Source organism: Spiroplasma endosymbiont of Melieria omissa, from assembly GCF_964031175.1.
Classification (GTDB): Bacteria; Bacillota_I; Bacilli_A; order Mycoplasmatales; family VBWQ01; genus Spiroplasma_E; species Spiroplasma_E ixodetis_A.
The window spans coordinates 1,482,731-1,507,075 of the sequence record NZ_OZ035012.1 but is presented as its reverse complement, the minus strand read 5'-3'; the positions used below and the strand labels follow the sequence as shown (position 1 = coordinate 1,507,075).

Below are 24,345 nucleotides of genomic sequence, written 5' to 3'. Positions count from 1 at the left end.
TTTAATTTAACGTCGTGAAGTTATTTTAACAATAGAACTAAAATTAATAAAGGTTAAATTATTATTTTTAATATTAACGTCCAAGGATTGAAGCATTTTATATTCTTTATCATCATCATATTTAATAATGATACCAATGTTTTTTAAATGCTGATATTTATCATTTTGTTCAGAAACACTAACAAGTTCAATATTATTTATCTTTTTTATGATATCAAAATTAATTGTCTTTTGAAAATGAATTTGATAGTTATCGCCATCAATATTAATTCCTATATTCATTTCTAAATTAATGTCATTAGTAGGAGAAAAATTATTCATATCATTAATAGCTTCTTGAAATAATAGTGAAATAAGTGAAATAGAATTATCTTTAAAAGTAATTGGATATATTACACCACTAGGAAGAACATTTGGATATAATTCAATAGAATTTAAATCTTTAACATTAAAATTGTTATTTTTAAAACTTTTTTCATTTGGTTCTTTATTTTGACATTGAATATTTATTGAAAAATCGATAGTATCTTGCAATTGATTTTTACCAACAATTGTTACTATTATAGATTTTGATTTTTGATAATTTCCAGTAATCGCATTACTAGTAATAATATAATCTTGATCATTAAAATCTTGATGTCATTTTTGCTTACCAAACTCATTTATTTTTTTACTAACAAGGAAAGCAATATGATTATCAATATCCACTTTGCTAACATTAGTATCATCAATAACATCTATTTGTTCAGTATTTATGCTTTCATCATTTTCCAATAGTGTTTTAATAACAGATAATGATTTTTTTGTTCAACTACCTTGAACATTAAAATTAATATTTAATTGACCTTTAATAATTTCACTACTATTTTTAGCACAAATAACAACTGTTATTTTCTTTTTTATCATATAATTATCAAAATTTTTTATTGAATCATAATTAATAACAAAATCACTTTTTGTTACTTTATCTGATAATGATTTTTCTTTATTAATTTCTTCTAAAAATTTCTCTTCAATAATTTTATTGATTTGAGATTCTATTTCATTTTTAGTTCCTTTTGTAGCATCTGACATTACTATTGTTTGTGATGGAATTGTAATTCTATTGTCTAAATCAAAAATATTAAATTTTTCTGGAATAACATCATTTTCAACACTAAAATTGAAATTTAAGTCACAAGGAAACAAACCATAATTACTACCAAATTGATTAACACTCATTTTAATTTTAAACTGTTTTATTTTTTCTTTATAAGATGGTATTTTTATTGAAAAATTATTTTTAAGTGCATTTTCATCATTAATTTTAATATTAATAGCTGGATTTACTGGTAAATGTACAAAAAAATTATTAGGAATATCTATTTTATTTGTTTGTAACACATTATCAATCTTTTTTAATAAATCACTAAGATAAAAATTTTTTAGTTTTTTATCAGTAGATATTAAACTAATATTGTTTAATTTATCTTTGTAATCTATCAAATTATATTTTTTATTTGTTGGACAATTATTCTTATAATAATCTTCTCAAGTTTTATCTTGATTAGGATTTCAGTTGTTGGAATTATTAGTATTTATGGCACTATTTCATTGATTATTTGCAATTATTAAAATCATAGTAGTAATAATTAAAACAACAACAACAAATAACAAAGAAAAAATTTTAAACCAATGTTTTTTTTCTTGCTTAACATTAGGTTTTTGCTTATAATTTGATTTTTCATTTTGATTAATGCCAATTTTATACATTATTTCCTCCACCAAAAATCGATAATAAAACACAAAAAAACTTTATAATGATTAAAAAATCACTACAAAGCAACAACTAAATTATATAAATAATAAATATAACAATAAAACTTATAAATTAATTTTTAAAATTAAAAAAATAAAATTAAAATATAAATTTTATTGTTATCTTAATTCTATCATAGTAATTTTTATTAAATATATTTTTTGTAACTATTTTTTAATTTTAACTTTACTCGTGTCCAAGCATTATCAACTTGCTTATAACTTAAATTTAATTTTTTCATAATTTGATGAACATTATATCCTCTTCGCTTTAATCTTAAAACTTCATTTTCATTAGTAGTAAAATTTGTAATACTAATAACTTCTTCCAAAAATGAAGTATATTCACAATCATTTTTTTGATATAAACAATCATTATATTTTAAGGCACAATTAATAATTTTATGATTATTATTTAAAAAACTTTTAACATAAGTAAATACTCCTCATTTTACTTCATAATATAAAAAATTGGGCGCATTGCAAACTTGGATACGATTTAATAAAAACATAAATGAGAGATATAGCTAACTAAAGTAATATTTACTCATAAATAATGTAAAATAATAATATGTAATTTAAACAGTTTTTGAATTTAAAAGTACAATTCAGCAATAATTAAAATAGATTAGGAAGATTAAATTATGCCAAAACCATACAGTGAAGACTTACGAAGAAAAGTAATAGAAGCTTATGAAAGTAAAAATATGAAAATTAAAGAAATTTGTAAAGTGTTCAATATCACTAGAAAGACTTTATTTTTATGAAGAAAAAGAAAAAAAGAAACTGGGCATATAAAACCAATTTTGAATTATCAAAAAGGACATAGCCACAAAATAAAGGATTTAGATGAATTAAAAAATTATTTAGCAGAAAATAAAGATGTTACAGTTCAAAAAGTAATTGATAAATTTGGAAATATGACTAAAGAAACAGTTTATAACTATTTTAAAAAACTAAATTATACATATAAAAAAAACTTTTCTATATGAACAAAGAGATAAAAATAAACAAGAAGATTTTTTAAAAGAAATAGCTAAAATAATGAATGAAGATTTAGTATATATTGATGAATCTGGAATTGATGATAATGAATTTTATAAATATGGTTGATCTGAAAAAGGTAAAAGATTATTTGATAATAAACCCGCATATAAAATAAAGAGAATGAGTATAATTGGTTCACTAAATAAAGGTAAATTAAAAGCCTTATGAGCATTTGAAGGACATTGCAATAGTAAAATTTTTGAATCATATGTTAAAAATAAACTAATTCCAGTATTAAAGCGTGGACAAATTATAGTTTTAGATAATGCAACGTTTCATAAATCTAAATTAACACAACAATTAATTGAAAATGCTGGATGCAAACTATTATTTCTTCCGCCATATTCTCCTAATTTAAATCCAATTGAACATTTTTGATTTGCTATAAAACATAATATAAGAAAAATATTACCAAATTATTGACCAAATATTAAAAAAGCGATTGATTTTGTTTTTCAAGATATGAGTAAATATTACTTTAGTTAGCTATAAAACTCTCATTTTTAATTGTTAAACAATTATAATTAATTATTTTATTAAACCAGCACTTTATTAAAGTAATTAATTATTCCATAACTAAATAAAAAATTATGTAGGCTATTGTGCTGGAATTAACCAATAGTAATTTTTTTCATGCTCTTTAAAAATTTCAGAAATTTTGGTTCCCTTCCCCTAGAACCCCTACCCTCCAAGGCTTATGCTACTTACAGTAGCATAAGCCTTACGTATAGTAAGTAGAAGTATTTAGTTAGTAGTATATAAGCCTTTTATCACCTACAGTGATAAAAGGCTTATACGTAGAAGTAGAAAGGATTCATAATGATTAATGTTAATTTAGATATTAAAAATAAGGTTAGAGAAACAACTAAAGGTATGTTATTAGAAATTGGTGAATATGAAACATGATTTCCAATTAAAGATACTACTATTAATCAAAATAATAAAAAAATAACATTAAAAATAATTGAAGATTTTAATTATAAATTAGGTAAAAAATCAATTACAGAAAATATTGAAAGTATTAAAGGTAGTGACATTTTAAAATATATTAAAAATATTTCAGATATTACTACTACTGAAAATGAATTAATATCTTGTGAATTTTATGAACAATATAATGGTTATTATATTTTTAAAAATGATAAAAATCAAGAATGTTTTAAATATAACATTACATGAGAACAAGATATGAAAAGTTTTAAAATAAATAATCCATATAATGATAATGATTTAGCAATAAATTATATTGTTACACCAATGAAAGATATAAATACTCATAATGAAAAAATATTTTATTTAAAGCATTAAAGGAAATTAATATGTTATTAAATGTTGAAAAAATAGAATTAATTAAAAAAATATGTAATGAAAAATTACTTAAAAATAAAAAATATATTGAAATACAAGAAATATTAAAAATTATAGAAAGAGAGAATTAATTATGTTGAATTTAAAAGAAGATAAAAGAATATATTTAAAATATGAAGAAGAAAAAATATTTGGTTCATGTGATATATGTAATAAAAATTCATCATTTGCAAATAGAACTTGTAATAAATGTTTTTATAAATTAATGAGTGATAATAATGATTAAAAATACACCATTAGAATATATTAATGACAGAATTAATCAACATAAAGAAAATATTAAAGAATATAAAGAAGAAATTGAAAAATTACAAAATTTTATTAAAGTAAATGAAATTAGAATGACTGAATTAGAAATAATAAAAGATATTTTACAAAAAGGAGAATAAATAAAATGAATTTTAATCAAAATCAAAAACAAATGAGCGATATAGTAATGAAAAAAGAGATGGAAAATGTATTAGAAAACTTAAAAATTAAAATTGGAACTATTGCATTTAATAAAATTGACGAAGAATTACACTATATAAGTTTAATAATAAATAGAATGTCAGAATATATTTATTTATTAGAACAAGAAATAATTAGAAAAAGTCAAATAATTAAAGATAAATTGGAATTAAAAAATGAAATGTAATATACATAATCAAAAATATATTTGATTTAGTGAAATAGAAAATACATATTATTGTAATAAATGTATTAATGACATGATTGAAGAAGATATGTATTTAACAAGTGATAATTGAGATTGTTTAGAAGAACATTATATTAATGAATTACAATTAGAAAATTTTAAAGGAGTGTAAATAATGAATAGATTAGAATTAGAAAATGCAAGAAAATTAATAGATAAATTTGAAGAATTACAAGAAGAATTTAATGACAAATATGAAAGTAGTTTAGACGTTAAAATTGACGATGATTATGAGTTAAACATTAGGAATGATTATTTTAAATATGAAGATGTAAACAAATTAGAACAAGCAATTATTGATTATAAAAAAATTATTAAAGGTTAAAGGAGATGAAAAAATATGGTAGCAGCAGCATTTAAAAAACATGAAGATAAATTATTAATTAAAAATTTAAAAATTCGTCTTACTAAAAATGACCATTATGAATTAAAAACATATTGTTATGAAAGAAATATAACTATGAATGATTTTGTAAGGGATTTAATTAAAAATGCAATTAAACAATCAAAAAAATAATTTAATTTTTAAAAAAGAAACACATCAATATTTTATTCAAAATAAAGAATTAATCTCAGTCAGTAAAATACTTGATTATTATTTAGGTAATTCATATTGTAAATGTAAATATTGTTTTAATATAAATAATGCAAGAATTCGTGGTAATAGTGTTCATAAGGTAGCAGAATTATATTTTAAAAATATAAAGATTAAAAATATAACTAATCAAATTAAAAATTATATTAAAGATTTATTTCCAAAAAATTATTTAAATTATTGTTATACATTATTAGATTATTTACCAAATAAATTTATTAATAATAATGAATATATTAGTGAAAAAATATTTAATTATGATATTGTTGCTGGAACACCAGATTTAATTTATAAAGAAAATAATTTAAATATAATAATAGATTTTAAAACTTATAAAGTTTTTTCAAAAGAACTATTAGAAAAATCAAAATTACAAATAATAGCATATTATTGATTATTAAAAAATAATAATTATGAATTATCAAATACTCATTTTATATGTTGAGTTAAAGAAAATGAAATTGAATTAATAAAAGTAGAAATAACAAATGAATTATTAATTGAATGAGAAAAAGCAATTTGAACATGAAAGGAATTAAAATAAAATGGCAAATGAATTATTAGTTAAAAATATTAATAATGGTAATGTAGAAAAATTTATTAGACAAAAAGGTATTATTAATAATTTAGAAATACAAAAATTTAAAAGTAATGTATTAGCAATTTCAAATCAATATGGTTTAGATAAAGCATATCCAGATACTATTATTAATAGTTGTTATCAAGCAGTATTATTGAATTTACCATTAGAAAAGAATTTTGGTTATTGTTATATTGTACCTTATTTAGATAGTAATACAAAAGTAAATAATGCTCAATTTCAAATGGGATATAAAGGTTATATTCAATTAGCATTGCGTAGTCAACAATATAAAGAAATTAATGTATAGCTAACTAAAGGGTAATGTTTAGTAATCTGTGTAACTTACAAAAATAACTATGTTTAATTAATTCTAGTAAATATAATTAAATGACTAGAAAGAGTGAGTTACAGATGGCTAAAAAACAAAGTATTAATAATAATGATCCAATATCAAAAGCAGTAGATTTATTACTAGAAAATACTGAAGATTTAACAACAGTATTTAAAGAAGGAGGATTATATAAAGAATTAACAAAAAGATTAGTAGAAAAGATGTTAAATTCTGAAATGCAAAATTATTTAGGGTATGAAAAAAATCAACATAGTAATAGTGAAAATGCTCGTAATGGTATAAGTTCAAAAAAATTAATAACTCAACAAGGTAAAATTGAAATTAATGTACCAAGAGATCGTAATAGTGATTTTACTCCTGTAATAGTTGCAAAAAGACAGAGAAGATTTGATGGCTTTGATCAACAAGTTCTTTCACTATATGCCAAAGGAATGACTTTATCAGATATTAGAATGCAGTTGCAAGAGTTATATCATGGTGCAGATATTAGTGAAAGTGTTATTAGTCAAATTACTGATGATGTGATAGATGATGTCAAGGCGTGGCAAAATCGACCATTAGAAAGTATTTATTCTATTGTTTATTTTGATTGTATAGTAGTTAAAGTACGGCAAGATAAACGCATTATTAACAAATCAGTTTATATAGCATTAGGAGTGGATTTAGAAGGCAAAAAAGATGTTTTAGGTTTATGAATTAGTGAAAATGAAGGTTCTAAATTTTGACTAGCTAATTTTACAGAAATGAAAAATCGAGGCTTAAATGATATTTTGATTGCTTGTAGTGATAATTTAACAGGCATGTCAGAAGCAATACAAGCAGTTTATCCTAAAACTGAACATCAATTATGCATAGTTCATCAAATTAGAAATAGTTTAAAATATGTTTCATACAAACATCGAAAAACCTTAGTTGCAGATTTAAAACCAATTTATAGTGCATGTAGTGAAGAACAAGCAATGCAAGCTTTAGAATCATTTGAAAGTAAATGAAATAAACAATATCCGCAAATTACTAAATCTTGATATAAAAATTGAGATAATTTAATGGTTTTTATTAGTTATCCACCAGAAATTAAAAGAGTGATTTATACTACAAATGCTATTGAATCTGTTAATAGTCAATTACGAAAAGTTATCAGAAATAAAAAAGTTTTTCCTAATGATATGGCAGTTTTCAAAATATTTTACTTAGCAATTGAAAATATAACAAAAAAATGAACAATGCCCATTCAAAATTGAAATACAGCAATTGCTCATTTTATGATAAAATTTGAAGATAGAATTAATCTGAACTAGTAACTTTGTAAAACAAAGATACACAGATTACATAAAAGCCTCAACTAAAGTAATGTTTACTCATATCTTGAAAAACAAAATCAATCGCTTTTTTAATATTTGGTCAATAATTTAGTAATATTTTTCTTATATTATGTTTTATAGCAAATCAAAAATGTTCAATTGGATTTAAATTAGGAGAATATGGCGGAAGAAATAATAGTTTGCATCCAGCATTTTCAATTAATTGTTGTGTTAATTTAGATTTATGAAACGTTGCATTATCTAAAACTATAATTTGTCCACGCTTTAATACTGGAATTAGTTTATTTTTAACATATGATTCAAAAATTTTACTATTGCAATGTCCTTCAAATGCTCATAAGGCTTTTAATTTACCTTTATTTAGTGAACCAATTATACTCATTCTCTTTATTTTATATGCGGGTTTATTATCAAATAATCTTTTACCTTTTTCAGATCAACCATATTTATAAAATTCATTATCATCAATTCCAGATTCATCAATATATACTAAATTTTCATTCATTATTTTAGCTATTTCTTTTAAAAAATCTTCTTGTTTATTTTTATCTCTTTGTTCATATAGAAAAGTTTTTTTTATATGTATAATTTAGTTTTTTAAAATAGTTATAAACTGTTTCTTTAGTCATATTTCCAAATTTATCAATTACTTTTTGAACTGTAACATCTTTATTTTCTGCTAAATAATTTTTTAATTCATCTAAATCCTTTATTTTGTGGCTATGTCCTTTTTGATAATTCAAAATTGGTTTTATATGCCCAGTTTCTTTTTTTCTTTTTTTTCATAAAAATAAAGTCTTTCTAGTGATATTGAACACTTTACAAATTTCTTTAATTTTCATATTTTTACTTTCATAAGCTTCTATTACTTTTCTTCGTAAGTCTTCACTGTATGGTTTTGGCATAATTTAATCTTCCTAATCTATTTTAATTATTGCTGAATTGTACTTTTAAATTCAAAAACTGTTTAAATTACATATTATTATTTTACATTATTTATGAGTAAATATTACTTTAGTTAGCTATATATCCATAATTCTAATTTTTTGTGTACATTTTAATTTAATATATTTAAATAAATCTTTAACAACAATATTAACATCAATTGTTAATGTTAAATTTTGTATATTTGTTTGTATTTCTTCATACCTAGCTTCTTCTAACTTTTCTTCATCATCATCAAAAAACATAGTTTTCCCTCCATCCTATATTATAATTTTAACATTATCCGTAACTAAAACTAAAAAAATGAACAACTCAAAAAGTTGCTCATTTTTATATTTTAGTAATAGTTTATTTTGGAGTTCAAGTTTTTAATAAATCATTTTTAATATTACCTACTTGTGGCCCATAAATTACCTGAATAGCTGTACCTTTTTTAAAGATACCAACCGCACCAGTTGATTTTAAAATATTATCATCAACTTTAGTTTCATCAAAAACTGTAACACGCAATCTTGTAGCACAATTGTCTAATAATTTAACATTACTTCGTCCACCAAGACCTTTAAAAATATTTTCTAACATATCATTATTTTTATCTTTATTAGTATCAGGTGTTAATGTTTGTTTCTTTGTCATTTCTGCTTGTAAAGTTTTATGAATAGACTCTGCACCATCAAGATAGGTAATTTCAACTTTATTGGCAATTACTTTAATATTTTTAGTTCCACTTAACCTTAATAAAGTTTTTGAATAAATATTTGCATCTTTTAAAGTTGCAACTAATACTTTATCTTTAGCGTTAACATCAATGATATTTAATGCTCCACCAAGTCCAAGTAATAAATTTTCTACTTTTGTTCTACCTTTTTTTGAAGACTTATCTAAAGAACTTTCAACACTTTGTAAAGCTAAGTTGGTTGCTAATTCTCCTTCTTCACGACCTAAAGTTTTGTAATTTCTTCACTTAATAATGTAATAGAACCCAAAGAAATAAGCAGGTGCCATAATTAATCCAGTAACAAATACTCAATAGAATCCTGTTTCTTTACCAAGAATACTTGGTAATATTCCAAAGAAAGAAAAGTCAATAAATCCAGCAGCAAAACCTTGACCAACAACTATATTTAATAAATACGCCATCATAAAACTAATTCCTGCCATAAATGCATGGAAAACAAAACATAATGGTGCTACAAATAAGAATGAAAACAATAATGGTTCTGTAACTCCTGTTAAGAAAGAAGTTAGAGCAGCAGATCCTAAAATACCACCAACCATTTTTTTATTTTCTGGTCGTGCTAACATTCACATAGCAAGTGCTGCAAATGGATAGCCATATTGCATATATGCAAATCGTCCACTCATAAACATTGTTCCCGGTGTTTGATTCATGTGTCCTACTGCATTAGAAGCAAATTGTCCAAAGAAAATATTGTACGCTCCAACAAAATGATCACCAGATTCATTAATTCAATTTCCACCAATTCCAGTATATCAGAAAGGCGCATATTGAACATGATGCAATCCTGTTGGTATTAATAAACGCTCAGTAATTCCAAAAAACATTGCAATAAATGCTCCACCAACTGTCGGATGAAAATTATCACCAGTTAACTGTCCATCAGTAAGTTGACTTGTATTCATACCAGCTGCTAAGCCATTACCAATTTCTCTAAAAGCAATTAATAACATTGGTCAAATAAAGAAAAAAGCTAATCCCATTCCTATTCCAACAAAAACAGCTAAAATTGGCACAAAACGTTCACCACCAAAAAAAGCTAATACTCTTGGCATACGAATATTGTATGAATGATTATGAACAATTGATACTAATCAACCAACAAGAATGCCACCTAAAACTGAAGTATCAAACGTAGGAAATAATCCTAAGACAAAAGAAAATAAACCAGAAGATTTACCACTTTTTGGAGTAATCTTTGCACCTTCACCTAAACCTCATGGATCAAACCCCAACATTCCTGTTTTAGGATTTCAAAAAAACATGCCACTAATAACTGAAGTCATAACAATAAAAGTAATAAATCCAGAAAGAGCAGCTACACCTTTACTAGCTTTTGCAAAACCAAAAGCAATAGAAATAGCAAAAATCAATCCTAAATTAGCAAAAACAACGTTTCCGGCTGATTGCATAATTGAAAAAATATTAATAATAGCAACAAGACTATCATGATTAGGTAATTGCTTTAAAGCACTAGCAACTCCACCACCAATTCCTAACAATAAACCAGCTATTGGTAATGTAGCTATTGGTAAAACAATGGCTCTTGATAAGTTTTGCATTTTACCAAACATTTTGCCACCTAATTTATTGAAAGTTCCTTTAAAAGTAAAACTAGGATTTTTCTTATCCTCAGGAGATATTTGTTTACTATGAAAAAAATTACTCATTTTCTCACCTCCATTCTATATTGTTCTATACAGATGAGAATTTTATTCTATACAGATAAAAATATTATATATATATATAATAGTAAAAACAACAATAAAATAAATAAAAACGATTTTTTTACTACTATAATAGTAATTTCGGAGAAATTTTATAATCTATAGCTAACTAAAGTAATGTTTACTCATATCTTCAAAAACAAAATCAATCGCTTTTTTAATATTTGGTCAATAATTTGGTAATATTTTTCTTATATTATGTTTTATAGCAAATCAAAAATGTTCAATTGGATTTAAATTAGGAGAATATGGCGGAAGAAATAATAGTTTGCATCCAGCATTTTCAATTAATTGTTGTGTTAATTTAGATTTATGAAACGTTGCATTATCTAAAACTATAATTTGTCCACGCTTTAATACTGGAATTAGTTTATTTTTAACATATGATTCAAAAATTTTACTATTGCAATGTCCTTCAAATGCTCATAAGGCTTTTAATTTACCTTTATTTAGTGAACCAATTATACTCATTCTCTTTATTTTATATGCGGGTTTATTATCAAATAATCTTTTACCTTTTTCAGATCAACCATATTTATAAAATTCATTATCATCAATTCCAGATTCATCAATATATACTAAATCTTCATTCATTATTTTAGCTATTTCTTTTAAAAAATCTTCTTGTTTATTTTTATCTCTTTGTTCATATAGAAAAGTTTTTTTTATATGTATAATTTAGTTTTTTAAAATAGTTATAAACTGTTTCTTTAGTCATATTTCCAAATTTATCAATTACTTTTTGAACTGTAACATCTTTATTTTCTGCTAAATAATTTTTTAATTCATCTAAATCCTTTATTTTGTGGCTATGTCCTTTTTGATAATTCAAAATTGGTTTTATATGCCCAGTTTCTTTTTTTCTTTTTCTTCATAAAAATAAAGTCTTTCTAGTGATATTGAACACTTTACAAATTTCTTTAATTTTCATATTTTTACTTTCATAAGCTTCTATTACTTTTCTTCGTAAGTCTTCACTGTATGGTTTTGGCATAATTTAATCTTCCTAATCTATTTTAATTATTGCTGAATTGTACTTTTAAATTCAAAAACTGTTTAAATTACATATTATTATTTTACATTATTTATGAGTAAACATTACTTTAGTTAGCTATATATAGATATTATTAATAACTACTATAAATTTTAATAGTATATTGTAATTAAAAAAATAGTAAATGTTTTAAAATATTTACTATTTTTATTTTTTTAATTTTAAGTATTAATTTAAATTAAACCAAATATCTAAACCAATAAATTTAATAATTAACGTACCAATACAATAAGTAAAAACTAAAGTTGTTAACATATATAAAATTCATGATTCTTTTACTCTTTTATGATCAAGAAATTTATTAAAAGGAATTGCTTTTACAGCAAATCCGCTAGCAATAAAACTAAAAAGATAAATACTTATTTCAATTATTCATTTTATTAAATGTGAATCATGCATATTTATTAACCTCCACTAACCCTTTTAATACGTTCATCAAATACCTTTGTTTCTTGCTCTTTTAAAATTGATGTATATTCAACTTTATCACTAATAATACGAACCATATGTAAATCAGTTACCAAAAGTCCACCAGAAATCGTTAAATTACGAATTTTTTCTTTAATTTTAAATGACATTTTTGATATTTGAATATTAGCAATCAAAGGTGTATGCCATTCAAGAATACCAACATAGCCTTCAGTTGTTTTAACATTAACTCACTGTACTTCTCCATCGAAAAAAATACCATCAGGAGTAATAATTTTAAGATTTAATGCCATACTATCACCTTCAATTATCTCAATTTCTTTGCCTTTTCAATTGCTTGTTCAATAGTTCCTACATATAAAAATGCTTGCTCTGGTAAATCATCACATTCACCATCTAAAATTTGTTTAAAACTATTAATAGTTTGACTAATAGGAATATAAATACCGTTTAAACCCGAAAATTTTTCAGCAACATGAAATGGTTGTGAACAAAAATTACGAATTCTTCTTGCTCTAGCTACTATTTTTTTATCTTCTTCACTCAACTCATCCATTCCTAAAATACCAATGATTGGTTCTAATTCAGAAAAACGTTGAATTGTTTCAATAACTCTTTGTGCAACATCATAATGCTCCTGACCAACAATAGCAGGATCTAACATTCTTGATGAAGATTGTAAAGGATGAACAGCAGGATAAAGCCCTAAAGCAGCAATATTACGATCTAAAACAATTTTAGCATCCAAGTGAGTAAATGTTGTTGCAGGAGCTGGATCAGTTAGATCATCGGCTGGTACATATACTGCTTGTACAGATGTAATAGAACCACGTGTTGTTGATACAATACGTTCCTGTAAAGCACCCATTTCTGTCGATAATGTTGGTTGGTATCCTACTGCTGAAGGCATTCTTCCTAATAAGGCTGATACTTCACTACCAGCTTGTGTAAAACGAAATATATTATCAATAAATAATAATACATCTTGCTGTTTTTCATCACGAAAGTATTCAGCAATTGTTAAACCAGTTAATGCAACACGCATTCTAGCACCTGGTGGTTCTGACATTTGACCAAACACTAAAGCGGTTTTACTAATAACACCTGACTCTTGCATTTCATAATATAAATCATTACCCTCACGTGTTCTTTCGCCAACTCCTGAAAAGACAGAAATACCACCATGTTCTTTAGCTATGTTATTAATTAATTCTTGAATTAAAACTGTTTTACCAACTCCAGCTCCACCGAATAAACCAATTTTTCCACCTTTAGCATAAGGTGCTAATAAATCAATAACTTTAATTCCTGTTTCTAAAATTTCTGATTTTGATTGTAATTCATCAAAACTAGGAGGTGTACGATGAATAGGATATTTTAATTTAGTTTTAAGTTCTTTACCATCATCAATGACTTCACCCAATACATTAAAAAGTCTACCCAAAACTTCTTCACCAACAGGAACACTAATTGGTATTCCTAAATCAACTGCTTCAAGACCACGTAGTAATCCTTCAGTTGGACCCATTGAAATACAACGAACACTATCATCACCAATATGTTTTGCAACTTCAACAATTAATTTTTGACCATTATTATCAATACTAATAGCATTATTTAAATTAGGTAAACTATTATCATTAAAACGAATATCAATAACTGGACCTGAAATTTGAACAATTTTTCCAATATTTCGTTTAGTTGGTAATTGTTTACTAGTTTTAACACTTTCTTTGCTATTAACTACTTTTTTAGTGACTTTTGCTTTTACTTTAGCAATAACTTTAGTATTATCTTTTTTTAAAGAATTTTTATCACTAACTTTTTTTTCTTTAATTGTTATAGGTTTTTTACTAGTTGCATTTTTCATTTTAGTTTACTCCTTTATTATGATGATTGGGCATCAGCGCCACCAATAATTTCTGAAATTTCTTGGGTAATAGCACCTTGACGGGCACGATTATAACTTACTAATAATTTATCTTTCATTTCTTTGGCATTATTTGAAGCATTTTCCATTGCTAATCTTCGTAATGCTTGCTCTGACACTTGTGATTCTACTAATGCACCATAAACAATGGCACCAAAATATAAAGGAATAGCACTATTAATAACAGTATTAGCGTCTGGTTCAAAATCGGTTTGAATTAAATTACTTTCTTGATTAGTTTTAATAGAAACAATTGGCAATAAATCAATAATTGTTGGAATTGTTGTTACCGTATTTACATATTTTGTATATGCAATTTTAATAGCATCAGTTTCTTTATTATTAAACTTAGAAAGTAACAACAAAGATATCTCTTGCGAATCATTATATGATGATTGAATGTTAATTTCAGTATAAGATTGCATAATTTTACAATGATGATTAGTAAAATATGAAACTCCTTTACTACCAATAACAACTATTTCATCTTGTGGTTTATATTGTTCTAATACTAATTTATTTAAATTATTATTAAAACCACCACATAATCCTAAATTAGAATTAAAAACGACTCATATTGTTTTATTAATAACTTGATCTTTTGTTTTTAAATAAATTGAATTACTTAATTTAGGTATTAGTTGATTGAATGTATCATAAACTTCAGAATAATAAGGTTTAATCATCTCAATTCTTTTACCTACTTTTTTTAATTTAGCTGTTGATACTAGTTGCATTGCTTTAGTAATTTTATAACTAGTATTAACAGATTTAATTTTTTGTCTAATTTGTTCCATGCTTTGAGCCATGATATTTCACCTTACCTTCCTAAATACATTATTTGAATGTTTTAATTAATGTTTCCCATTCTTCAAGACTACCATATATTTTAGGATTATAGTCATTTAGCTTATTGGTCAAATTATAAACAACCTGCATAATGCCTTGACTAATGCTCACTTGTAACTCTTCACTAAACGCTTGATCTTGCTGTAATTTTAAATAACTTTTTCGTTGTTGTTTTTGAAAATAAGTTATTACTTCCTTTTTAAAAGAATCCATCATTTCTACTGGTAATCATTTAATTGCCTTATTTTTAATTGCTAATAAAATAATTGCTTGATCAATTTGATTTAATGGTTCATTTTGTTTTTGTTTTAAAATTTCAATGGCACGTTTACCATGTTCAATAACAGCTCTAGTATTTTCATCTAAATCAGAACCAAATTGTGAAAAAGCTTGTAATTCACGAAATTGTGCTAATTCTAATTTTAATGTTCCACCCGCTTGTTTTATTGCTTTAATTTGTGCTGATGAACCTACCCGTGAAACTGATAAACCCACATCAACTGCTGGACGAATTCCAGCATTAAATAATTCTGACATTAAAAAAATTTGACCATCAGTAATTGAAATAACATTAGTAGGAATATATGCAGAAATATCACTGGCTTGTGTTTCAATAATAGGTAAGGCAGTAATACTCCCACCACCATGTTTTTCATTTAATTTAGCTGCACGTTCTAATAAACGTGAATGAAGATAAAAAACATCTCCTGGATAAGCTTCCCTTCCTGGTGGTCGTCTTAATAATAAAGAAATAGCACGATAAGCCACTGCATGTTTACTCAAATCATCATAAACAATTAAGACATCTTTACCTTCTTCCATTCATTCTTCAGCAATAGTTACTCCTGTATAAGGAGCAATATATTGCAAAGGAGCAACTTCACTAGCAGTAGCAGCAACAATAGTTGTATACTCCATTGCCCCTAATTGTGTTAATTTATCAACAATTTGAGCAACAGTTGAAGCCTTTTGACCAATAGCAACATAAACACAAAAAACATTTTTACCCTTTTGATTAATAATAGTATCAATAGCAATCGTTGTTTTTCCAGTTTGACGATCACCAATTATTAACTCTCTTTGACCTTTGCCAATCGGAATCATTGCATCAATTGATAATAATCCTGTTGCTAAAGGTTCTGATACAGATTTTCTAGTCATCACACCCAGCGCTATTCTTTCAATCGGTCTAGTTTTCGTAGTTTTAATTGGACCTTTACCATCAATCTTTTGCCCTAGTGCATTAACAACTCTTCCTAAAAGCATATTACCAACTGGTGTTTCAACAACATTACCTGTTCTACTAACAATATCTCCTTCTTTGATACCCGTGTCATCCCCCATTAAAGTAACACCAACAGCAGTTTCTTCTAAACTCAAAACCATACCATAAATATTACTTTTAGGAAAAAATACTAATTCACCATTAACAGCCTTATCTAAACCATGAATTAGCGCAATTCCATCACCGACAGTAACAACAATGCCTTCTTCATTAGCACTAATTTTTTTACCATAATTTTTAATTTGGCTTTTTATAATTTCTGAAATTTGATTAACGTTTAAGGACATTTGTTTTACCTCTATTCATGACTTAATAATTCTTGTTTTAATTGATCAATTTGACCTTTAACTGAACCATCAAAAACTTGATTCCGTACTTTAACTTTAATACCAGCAATTAATGATTTATCAATCTTGTTAACGACTTTAATCTTATGTTTAATGACTTTCTCAATTTTCAATTTTATTTGATTTATTTGTTGGTTTGAAAGTTCTATTACTGAATAAATAATGCAATAGTTTACATCTTGATATTCATTACATAATTTGCGAAATTCTTTTAAAATGAAACGAACACACTGGAAATGATGTTCATCAATCAACAAAAAGAAAAAATTTAACATATATGGTTCAATATGATTTTTAAAAGTTTCACTAATAATTTGTTTACGTGTTTCAATAGTTAAATTACTACTACTAGTAATATCAATAAATTCTGGATAAGTAGTAAAAATATCAATTAATTTATTGCTTTCTTCAGCAAATTGAGTAATTTTTTTTATTTCTCTTGCTAATTGAAAAAGACCATTACTTCATTGATTAGCTAATCCTTCATCTATCATTTAACTTCACCACTATTCCAAATTCTTAATAAAATCAGTAATTAATTGTTCATGTTTTTTAGCATTCATTTCAGCACCAATAATTTTTTTAGCTGCTTCTAATGCTACTACTTTGATTTCTTCGTTAATCTTTGCTTCTGCCTCTTTACGAGCACGAACTAAATCACGATTTGATTGATTAGTAATACGCATACTCTCTTCTTGCGCTTTATCAATAATTTGTTTACGCTTATTGTAACCATCATTTTGTGCATTAGCAATAATTTCCTGAGCTTCAATTTTAGCAGCTTTTAATATTTGACTAGCTTCACCACGATCTTGATTAGCTAATGATTGCTTGCAAGCAGCATCATCAAGTTTTTCTTTAATTACTAAATGTCGCGAATGTAAAGCCTTACGAAACGGAGCATAAACTCATCTTCAAAGTACCATTAATAAAATTAATGTTGCAAAAATATGAGCAATAAAAACAGGAAGATTGGGAAATAATTGATTAACAATATCATCACCTGATACTAAATCATTGAAATTAAAATTCATAAAATCACCTACTTTTTAATATTTTTTAATACCTTATGCTACAAATATTAAAATTAGAGAAACAACTAATCCATAAATAGCACCCGATTCGGCAATGGCTGCACCAATAACAAATTGTGTTCTAATTTTAGATTCTACTTCAGGATTACGAGCAACCGCTTCAACAGCTTTACCAGCAGCAAACCCTTGACCAATTCCACTTCCTGCACAAGAAATAGTTGAAATTCCAGCTCCAACAAACTTTAAATTCATCAATCCATTAGGATCAGCTGCTAAATGATTAAAAAAATGAAAGACATGTGTCATTACTGTTGTTAATAATTCCATAATAAATAAATTCTCCTTTTTGTGTTTTATTTTTTTTCCATAATTGAACGTTCGGTATAAATTTCTTCTTCGTGATTTATTGCTTGTTGTTTACGAAGTTTTTTTGGTAATTTAATAGTAAGTTCTCCCTTATGAGAACTCCCTTCTTCCATTTGTAACTTCCAATAAACAAGAGTTAAGGTGCCAAAAATTAAGGCTTGGATACTTCCAGCAAATAAATCAAAATAAATATGTAAAAATGGTCCAATTACACCAATTAATAAATTCATCTGACCAATAATTGGGATATTACTTCAAATATTAGCAGTTACCGCATAAAGCATTGCCAAAATAATACTTCCACCTAAAATATTACCAAACAAACGAAAAGATAAAGAAATCAAAGGTGCAAATTGAGTAATTAATTCTAGAGGGTTAATAATAAATTTTTTAAAAAATAAAAGTTTCTGAAATTTAATAGCAATATAATATATTCCAATAAAAGTAACTAATGCCATTGATAAAGTAACCGTATACATTGATGACTGTGGTTCAAGACCAATAATCGATAATCAATTACCAATTAAAATATAACCCATTACATATAACAAATAAACTGTCAGGTTTTTATACTTTACACCAAGAACATCAACAACAATTTTTTCAACTGATTTAATTATTAATTCAACAACTAAAACAATACCTCTTGAATCTTCATCAGGCTTCATTCGTTTTACTTTATAATAATAAATATAACTAATAACACTGATAAAGACTGTTGTTATCAAAATTGTTACCAATTGTGGCATAATTTGTAAATAGTTTCAACTTTCCAATCCAGCTAAAGTTTCCATTTAAATTCCTTCTTTTAAGTTATTTTTTTATATACACATAATGTTGCAGTAATAGTAGCAACCATTAATATTGACATTCCGGCAATTATAGTAAAAATATTAGCAAAATTAAAGAAAATATTCAAAACTATAATTGAACCATAAATTAACATTCTTAATAAGAATCCAAAATATGCTAAGGTTTGTTTTAAATGTATTCCGCTGGTTAATCATTTTGACGATAAATATAAAAAGCATAACCCAATCATACTTCCTACAAAACCAATATTAAATCCAGCAATTAATAACCAATGGTTTGTATTAATTATAACAGTTATAATTAATCCTACATTAATTAATAATCAATAGCATAACATTGTAAAAAGTATTGAAAGAAAAAGGTTATTTCTAATTTTTTCCATTAAAATATTTATTTAGTTCCAAAAATTCGATCACCAGCATCACCCAATCCAGGTACAATATAACCATCATCATTTAATTCTTTATCCAACGCTGCTAAAAAAATCTTAACATCAGGATAATTATGATTAATTTTCTTAATAGCTACTGGTGCTCCTACAATGGAAACTAAAGTAATGTTTTTAAAACCTACTTTTTTTAATTCTTTAATAGCAGCATCAGCAGTACCACCAGTAGCAAGCATTGGATCTAAGATAAATACTAATGCATCACTTATATTTTTAATATTTTTGGGATATTTAAAAAAATATTTTTGTGGTTTTAAAGTTTCTTCATCACGATAAAGACCAACATGACTAATAATTGCATTAGGTACTACATACTCAAATCCATTTGTCATCCCTAATCCTGCTCTTAAAATCGGAGAAAGAATGATTGTCTTGGTTAATGTTTTACCAATAACTTTAGTAATGGGTGTTTCAACTTCAATTTCATCAAGAGGAATATCTTTAAATACTTCATAAGCCATTAACGTTGCAATTTCGCTTAAATTCTCTTTGAAATCTTTTTTTTGGGTTAAGTGATTTCTAATTCTTGTTAATTTATCTTGTATTAAAGGATGATTAACAATAAACAGATTTTTACTACTTTCCACTAAAAACACTCCTTTATCTTTAATGCGTATATTTTCAATAATTTAAAATATATACTAATATGAAATTTTACGCCTTTTAATTTATAAATCAATAAAATAACAATAAAAATAACGAAAAAAGATAAAAGATTTATTCAAAAATTATTTTTTTAATTGTTAATAACATTCTTTATAGTTCAAAATTAACTAAATAAAAATATAATTTATAAATTTTATTTTAATAACTTTGTTTTTATTTTAAAAAAATATAATATAAAATATAAATTTAATAAATTTCTTTTATTGATATAGAAAATTATATATTTGAAATAAACTATTAATAGTAATTTTTGTCTTATTTTTATCAAAAAAAATCTTATGTTAAAATTAAAATATAAAACTTCATACAAGTTTTTAAACTATTTATTTTAAAATTAAAATAAATAGTTTTTTTTATTTTGAAAGGAGAAAAAATGAAAAAAATTCAAAAATACTTTACATATACAGGCAGAATATTAGGTGGTAGTACAGCATTAAGTGGTATAAGTTATTTTTATTATGATTTAATTTCAAAAAATAAGGACGCTTTCCGTGATCCAGAAGTAGGAATGGCACTCTTTGGAATAATGTTTACTATAGCAGGTTCAACTTTTATTGGAACGTTTTTAGGTTCTAAACTAGGGTATGGAATTGGCACTTCCATTTCAAAGATTTCTGATAAATGTTTTCCAACAGATATTTCTGATATTAATGTTGAAAGTAATAACGAACAACAAATATCTGAAAGAACTCCATTATTAAGAAATAACGATATAACAAGTATTAATAGTGAACAATTACCAATAATTAATCAAAATCATTGTCAATTAACTTTTTAATAAACTTAATAAAAATAAATGTTGGTAATTTACTAACATTTTTTATTTATGATTAAATAACAATAAAAAAAGTTACTGTTTAACACCCATTTTTTTCATTTCTTCATATAACTTATTATTATTTCTATTATTTCATGTACCAAATTGATGATTAAAAGAAGTAAGCAAAGGATAAGAAAACCCAAGTTCTACTAATTTTTTAATACATTTAAAATAATCTTCTTTTAATGGTAAAACAAGTTCAGTAACCTTCTGTTTTCATGGTTGTTTATATTGAATACCACTATAAATATCATTTAATTCAGGAACAATAAAAGCATAAATTCCACCAACACCAACTTCCATAAAATTATGTTTATTTGGATGAGGATATTCAAAAATTTTAATATGCAAAACCAAATGTTCTAATAAATTACAATAAACTAATCGATCAGCATATTGATAGGCAAATAGTGACTTTTGAGCTCATTTGGGAGTAGATAACAAAATTGCTTTATCTTCATCAATATGATGAATATATAAACCTTCTTTTCCCCTTGTTATTCCTTGTGATTTCTTAGACATTGTTGCATCTGAAAAATATTTTTTTGAAATACATCCATATTTATTTTTTAAAAAATTACAAACATTTTCATAATTCATTGTTAATAATTTTTCTACTTCTGACATGCTTACCCCATACTATACTACTTTATTTTTATGATAATAATGAAAATTAAGTTTTCTTTTTTATTACCCAAAATAATATAAATTAATCTTTAACAAAGGCTAAGACAAAACTAAAACTACCATGTAATAAAAAATGATAATCATCTTCAATAGCACTAACATTAATATGAACATCATCAAATGTTTTAATAGATTCTGATAAAGTATGACCTTCTACATTAACAACATAGTCACTATCTTGTTTTACTGTTGGAACAATAGCGTTAATTTTACTTTCAATTAATGATAAACAACGTAAAGCAATTGCTTTACCAAAAGTAGTGGTATTAATTTTAATTTTTTCTTCTTGCCTATCAATATTAATATTACTAATGTCTTTAGCCTTTGGTACTAATTTTACACGAGCATTAAAACTACCTTTTAAAATATTACTATTATTTGAAGCAGATACATTAACAGCAAGTGATTCAAATTTATCAATTTTAGCATACATATCATTATGATTAACAATTGTTATTTTATAATCAGTACCATTTTCTGGTTTTTTTCCTTCTGGAACTAATTTACTAATTTCAGTTTGTACTTTAGTTTTAAATTTAATTAAAGCTGTATTATAAATATCTTTATTTAATTCAATAGGAGCATTAGTAACTTTCATATTAATATTACTAATATCAACATATTTTTGATTTGCATCATTTACCTTATCACATGCAATAAGCGGTAAAGAAATAATGCTCGTTAAAAACATCGCTTTAAATACTTTTAATATTTTTCTCATAGTTTTTCACCTATTATTCTCTCGAAAAAACTAATCTTCTTAGTTTTAACTTTATATTTCTTAATTATTTTTGATTATTAACTTATTATTATTTTGTTTTCTTGAATATTTTTTATAACTATTTGTTCCAATAAAAATATAGTAAATTAAAATATTAATAGAACCTATTAATACTGATACTAAACCAAAATATAACAATAGGCTAACTTTAAAAGAAGAAAAAGAAAAAATAATTCCTAAAGTAATTAAAAAAAAGCCAGTAAATTGAATAAACTTTCAAGTATTAAATTTAAAGTGTTTTTTTGACATAATTTTGCTCCTAATAATATATTTTGTATAATTATATCATTTTCACAAAAAAAGCAAAATTTTTAATTATTAAATAATAATTGTTATAAACTAATAACATGAACAGCAAAACTAATTGCTTCTTCATATTTATTAAAAAGAAAAAATAAACGTTTATTTTGAAAATTAATTTCAATACCAATATATTTTTGTTTATTTTTTATATAATTATTTTTTTCTCAAAAAAATGTAATACTTTTAACATCAACTAATGGTATTATTTGTAGTTCAAAAGAATCAATAAAATAAAGATTATTTTGTGAAATTAACAAGTCTATTTGATTTAAAGGTATAAAATCTGATAATTTGATAAGATTAACGTCTTTAATTTTATAACGTAAAAATAATTTTTTGGTAGCACTATATTCAGTTTTTAACAAAATATTTTGGTCAGAAATCTTATTAAGATCTTCATACTTTCCCAAAATGACTTTGTCACTATAATAAATATCTTCTTTAATTTTTTCTATTGAGACTGGTAATTCTTTAGTATTTATTTTTTTTAATTTTAAGTATTTATATAAAGTATTTATATCTTTAGTAATTTTTAATATTTTCTTTTGTTTATTTTTTTTAATTAATAAAATTAGTGCAATTAATAAAATCAATATTGTTGTGCACGCAATAATAATTAAAATTATTCATCAATTCATAGTATTATCTCCTTTTTTAATACTGTTATCTAATTATTATCTAATAATTTTATCATTAAAACTATTAAAAATAGTTGATGGTTTATTTGTTAAAATCTCACCTGCTACTCTATACCTTAAATTAGGCAAGTTTATATTATGATAATCGTTAATTGGTTGTTCATTACTTAAATTACAACTTGTAGCTACTAAAGGCCCTGTTAATTTAATTAATTTTTGAATAAAATGTGAAGCACTAACTCTAATTGCTATTGTCTTTTTATTTATTCAATATGATGTGTTTAAACTAGGTTGTTTTAAAACTATAACAGTAACTTTACCAGCACTAAAATTATTTATTAAAAATGACTGTAATTGATCGCTAATTATACCAATGCTTTTAGCTTGCTCTCAACTAGCAACTAAAATTGGCAGTTCTTTACTATAATCACGTTTTTTAATTTGATAAATTTTATTAATAGCTTTGTCATCATCAAATTTACAAACAAGACCATAAATTGTATCTGTTGGTAAAGCAACCACTTCGCCATTAGCGATGATTTGGCTAATTTCTTTAATTTGATTTTGCTGTAAAGTTATCATGAAAACACCACTATAAATTTTAACTAAATTATACACCTATTATTTTAAATATAATAGTTGTTTCAAAATAATGAATAAAAAAACTTATAAATGATATTTGTAATTTAAAATAAAGCTTAAAATTACTCATTAAAGATTGGA

Annotated in this window: 36 protein-coding genes; 13 read left to right on the top strand and 23 right to left on the bottom strand. The window is 24.3% G+C overall.

Translation table 4 applies throughout. From position 1 onward, the window contains the following. Positions 1-6 precede the first annotated feature (6 nt). Complete coding sequence (locus ACQH26_RS09875; protein ID WP_425382407.1) at positions 7-1,752, bottom strand: hypothetical protein; 1,746 nt, start codon at positions 1,750-1,752, stop codon at positions 7-9. A 194-nt stretch (positions 1,753-1,946) separates the two neighbouring features. After that, positions 1,947-2,309, bottom strand: a complete 363-nt coding sequence (locus tag ACQH26_RS09870) for a hypothetical protein (RefSeq protein WP_425382406.1) — start codon at positions 2,307-2,309, stop codon at positions 1,947-1,949. A 132-nt stretch (positions 2,310-2,441) separates the two neighbouring features. On the opposite strand from ACQH26_RS09870, the gene ACQH26_RS09865 reads away from it, so the two are divergent. The 12 genes from ACQH26_RS09865 (at position 2,442) to ACQH26_RS09810 (ending at position 7,737) form a co-directional block, all read left to right on the top strand. Beyond that, positions 2,442-2,801 carry a helix-turn-helix domain-containing protein gene (locus ACQH26_RS09865; RefSeq protein WP_425381863.1) on the top strand — a complete coding sequence of 120 codons (360 nt, stop codon included), beginning with the start codon at positions 2,442-2,444 and terminating at the stop codon, positions 2,799-2,801. 40 nt (positions 2,802-2,841) lie between these two features. Next, positions 2,842-3,330, top strand: coding sequence for an IS630 family transposase (locus ACQH26_RS09860; RefSeq protein WP_425382099.1), 489 nt, complete (start codon positions 2,842-2,844; stop codon positions 3,328-3,330). 333 nt (positions 3,331-3,663) lie between these two features. Next, on the top strand, positions 3,664-4,152 hold the full coding sequence (locus ACQH26_RS09855) for a hypothetical protein (protein WP_425382405.1): 489 nt from the start codon (positions 3,664-3,666) through the stop codon (positions 4,150-4,152). 133 nt (positions 4,153-4,285) lie between these two features. After that, the gene (locus tag ACQH26_RS09850) at positions 4,286-4,438 is read left to right on the top strand and encodes a hypothetical protein (RefSeq protein WP_425382404.1); all 153 of its coding nucleotides are present in this window, start codon (positions 4,286-4,288) and stop codon (positions 4,436-4,438) included. Next, positions 4,431-4,601, top strand: a complete 171-nt coding sequence (locus tag ACQH26_RS09845) for a hypothetical protein (protein ID WP_425382403.1) — start codon at positions 4,431-4,433, stop codon at positions 4,599-4,601. The genes ACQH26_RS09850 and ACQH26_RS09845 overlap by 8 nt, the downstream gene beginning before the upstream one ends. 5 nt (positions 4,602-4,606) lie before the next feature. Further along, entirely contained in the window at positions 4,607-4,849 is a 243-nt protein-coding gene (locus ACQH26_RS09840; protein WP_425382402.1) for a hypothetical protein, read from the top strand. Further along, complete coding sequence (locus ACQH26_RS09835; protein ID WP_425382401.1) at positions 4,839-5,021, top strand: hypothetical protein; 183 nt, start codon at positions 4,839-4,841, stop codon at positions 5,019-5,021. The genes ACQH26_RS09840 and ACQH26_RS09835 overlap by 11 nt, the downstream gene beginning before the upstream one ends. Before the next feature lie 3 nt (positions 5,022-5,024). Further along, positions 5,025-5,234 carry a hypothetical protein gene (locus ACQH26_RS09830; protein ID WP_425382400.1) on the top strand — a complete coding sequence of 70 codons (210 nt, stop codon included), beginning with the start codon at positions 5,025-5,027 and terminating at the stop codon, positions 5,232-5,234. Between the two features lie 15 nt (positions 5,235-5,249). Continuing rightward, positions 5,250-5,426: a hypothetical protein gene (locus ACQH26_RS09825; protein ID WP_425382399.1), complete on the top strand. Its 177-nt coding sequence runs from the start codon at positions 5,250-5,252 to the stop codon at positions 5,424-5,426. After that, entirely contained in the window at positions 5,401-6,048 is a 648-nt protein-coding gene (locus ACQH26_RS09820) for a PD-(D/E)XK nuclease family protein (protein ID WP_425382398.1), read from the top strand. Before ACQH26_RS09825 ends, ACQH26_RS09820 begins: the two co-directional genes overlap by 26 nt. A 1-nt stretch (position 6,049) precedes the next feature. Beyond that, entirely contained in the window at positions 6,050-6,394 is a 345-nt protein-coding gene (locus tag ACQH26_RS09815) for a recombinase RecT (RefSeq protein WP_425382397.1), read from the top strand. 104 nt (positions 6,395-6,498) lie between these two features. After that, on the top strand, positions 6,499-7,737 hold the full coding sequence (locus tag ACQH26_RS09810) for an IS256 family transposase (protein WP_425383069.1): 1,239 nt from the start codon (positions 6,499-6,501) through the stop codon (positions 7,735-7,737). Here ACQH26_RS09810 and ACQH26_RS09805 read toward each other — a convergent pair. From ACQH26_RS09805 to upp, 16 genes are all read right to left on the bottom strand, one after another. Continuing rightward, a complete protein-coding gene (locus ACQH26_RS09805) occupies positions 7,724-8,266 on the bottom strand; it encodes an IS630 family transposase (protein WP_425382396.1) in 543 nt (180 codons plus the stop codon). The two genes, ACQH26_RS09810 and ACQH26_RS09805, sit on opposite strands and share 14 nt — an antisense overlap. 40 nt (positions 8,267-8,306) lie before the next feature. Then, complete coding sequence (locus ACQH26_RS09800; protein WP_425381928.1) at positions 8,307-8,666, bottom strand: helix-turn-helix domain-containing protein; 360 nt, start codon at positions 8,664-8,666, stop codon at positions 8,307-8,309. Between the two features lie 117 nt (positions 8,667-8,783). Beyond that, positions 8,784-8,951, bottom strand: coding sequence for a hypothetical protein (locus ACQH26_RS09795; protein ID WP_425382395.1), 168 nt, complete (start codon positions 8,949-8,951; stop codon positions 8,784-8,786). 103 nt (positions 8,952-9,054) lie between these two features. Further along, positions 9,055-11,115 (bottom strand): PTS transporter subunit EIIC, encoded by a 2,061-nt coding sequence (locus tag ACQH26_RS09790; protein WP_425382394.1) that lies wholly within the window; start codon positions 11,113-11,115, stop codon positions 9,055-9,057. Positions 11,116-11,277: 162 nt separating this feature from the next. Further along, entirely contained in the window at positions 11,278-11,766 is a 489-nt protein-coding gene (locus tag ACQH26_RS09785; protein ID WP_425382141.1) for an IS630 family transposase, read from the bottom strand. A 40-nt stretch (positions 11,767-11,806) separates the two neighbouring features. Beyond that, complete coding sequence (locus ACQH26_RS09780; protein ID WP_425381863.1) at positions 11,807-12,166, bottom strand: helix-turn-helix domain-containing protein; 360 nt, start codon at positions 12,164-12,166, stop codon at positions 11,807-11,809. Between the two features lie 464 nt (positions 12,167-12,630). Next, positions 12,631-12,948 (bottom strand): F0F1 ATP synthase subunit epsilon, encoded by a 318-nt coding sequence (locus ACQH26_RS09775; RefSeq protein ID WP_174480958.1) that lies wholly within the window; start codon positions 12,946-12,948, stop codon positions 12,631-12,633. Positions 12,949-12,962: 14 nt separating this feature from the next. Next, complete coding sequence (gene atpD, locus ACQH26_RS09770) at positions 12,963-14,525, bottom strand: F0F1 ATP synthase subunit beta (RefSeq protein ID WP_425382393.1); 1,563 nt, start codon at positions 14,523-14,525, stop codon at positions 12,963-12,965. A 17-nt stretch (positions 14,526-14,542) separates the two neighbouring features. Continuing rightward, the gene (gene atpG, locus ACQH26_RS09765; protein WP_425382392.1) at positions 14,543-15,394 is read right to left on the bottom strand and encodes an ATP synthase F1 subunit gamma; all 852 of its coding nucleotides are present in this window, start codon (positions 15,392-15,394) and stop codon (positions 14,543-14,545) included. A gap of 28 nt (positions 15,395-15,422) precedes the next feature. Then, entirely contained in the window at positions 15,423-17,006 is a 1,584-nt protein-coding gene (atpA, locus tag ACQH26_RS09760; RefSeq protein ID WP_425382391.1) for a F0F1 ATP synthase subunit alpha, read from the bottom strand. An 11-nt stretch (positions 17,007-17,017) separates the two neighbouring features. After that, on the bottom strand, positions 17,018-17,560 hold the full coding sequence (locus ACQH26_RS09755) for a F0F1 ATP synthase subunit delta (RefSeq protein WP_425382390.1): 543 nt from the start codon (positions 17,558-17,560) through the stop codon (positions 17,018-17,020). 12 nt (positions 17,561-17,572) lie between these two features. Next, positions 17,573-18,100 carry a F0F1 ATP synthase subunit B gene (gene atpF / locus ACQH26_RS09750; protein ID WP_281749184.1) on the bottom strand — a complete coding sequence of 176 codons (528 nt, stop codon included), beginning with the start codon at positions 18,098-18,100 and terminating at the stop codon, positions 17,573-17,575. 33 nt (positions 18,101-18,133) lie between these two features. Continuing rightward, a complete protein-coding gene (atpE, locus tag ACQH26_RS09745; RefSeq protein ID WP_281749185.1) occupies positions 18,134-18,427 on the bottom strand; it encodes an ATP synthase F0 subunit C in 294 nt (97 codons plus the stop codon). Positions 18,428-18,453: 26 nt separating this feature from the next. Then, complete coding sequence (locus ACQH26_RS09740; RefSeq protein ID WP_425382389.1) at positions 18,454-19,260, bottom strand: F0F1 ATP synthase subunit A; 807 nt, start codon at positions 19,258-19,260, stop codon at positions 18,454-18,456. A gap of 14 nt (positions 19,261-19,274) precedes the next feature. Next, on the bottom strand, positions 19,275-19,412 hold the full coding sequence (locus ACQH26_RS09735) for a hypothetical protein (protein WP_425382388.1): 138 nt from the start codon (positions 19,410-19,412) through the stop codon (positions 19,275-19,277). A gap of 257 nt (positions 19,413-19,669) precedes the next feature. Further along, positions 19,670-20,314 carry a uracil phosphoribosyltransferase gene (upp, locus tag ACQH26_RS09730; RefSeq protein WP_425382387.1) on the bottom strand — a complete coding sequence of 215 codons (645 nt, stop codon included), beginning with the start codon at positions 20,312-20,314 and terminating at the stop codon, positions 19,670-19,672. 452 nt (positions 20,315-20,766) lie between these two features. Between upp and ACQH26_RS09725 the strand changes: the two genes are divergently transcribed. After that, complete coding sequence (locus ACQH26_RS09725; protein ID WP_425382386.1) at positions 20,767-21,171, top strand: hypothetical protein; 405 nt, start codon at positions 20,767-20,769, stop codon at positions 21,169-21,171. Between the two features lie 72 nt (positions 21,172-21,243). Here ACQH26_RS09725 and ACQH26_RS09720 read toward each other — a convergent pair whose 3' ends face one another. The 5 genes from ACQH26_RS09720 to ACQH26_RS09700 all read right to left on the bottom strand — a co-directional run bounded on the left by ACQH26_RS09720 (position 21,244) and on the right by ACQH26_RS09700 (position 24,204). Further along, positions 21,244-21,840: a hypothetical protein gene (locus ACQH26_RS09720; protein WP_425382385.1), complete on the bottom strand. Its 597-nt coding sequence runs from the start codon at positions 21,838-21,840 to the stop codon at positions 21,244-21,246. 82 nt (positions 21,841-21,922) lie between these two features. Beyond that, positions 21,923-22,621: a hypothetical protein gene (locus tag ACQH26_RS09715; RefSeq protein ID WP_425382384.1), complete on the bottom strand. Its 699-nt coding sequence runs from the start codon at positions 22,619-22,621 to the stop codon at positions 21,923-21,925. Between the two features lie 60 nt (positions 22,622-22,681). Beyond that, on the bottom strand, positions 22,682-22,930 hold the full coding sequence (locus ACQH26_RS09710) for a hypothetical protein (protein ID WP_338974251.1): 249 nt from the start codon (positions 22,928-22,930) through the stop codon (positions 22,682-22,684). 83 nt (positions 22,931-23,013) lie between these two features. Then, positions 23,014-23,622 carry a hypothetical protein gene (locus ACQH26_RS09705; protein ID WP_425382383.1) on the bottom strand — a complete coding sequence of 203 codons (609 nt, stop codon included), beginning with the start codon at positions 23,620-23,622 and terminating at the stop codon, positions 23,014-23,016. Between the two features lie 36 nt (positions 23,623-23,658). Next, the gene (locus tag ACQH26_RS09700) at positions 23,659-24,204 is read right to left on the bottom strand and encodes an L-threonylcarbamoyladenylate synthase (protein WP_338961373.1); all 546 of its coding nucleotides are present in this window, start codon (positions 24,202-24,204) and stop codon (positions 23,659-23,661) included. Between the last annotated feature and the right edge of the window lie 141 nt (positions 24,205-24,345).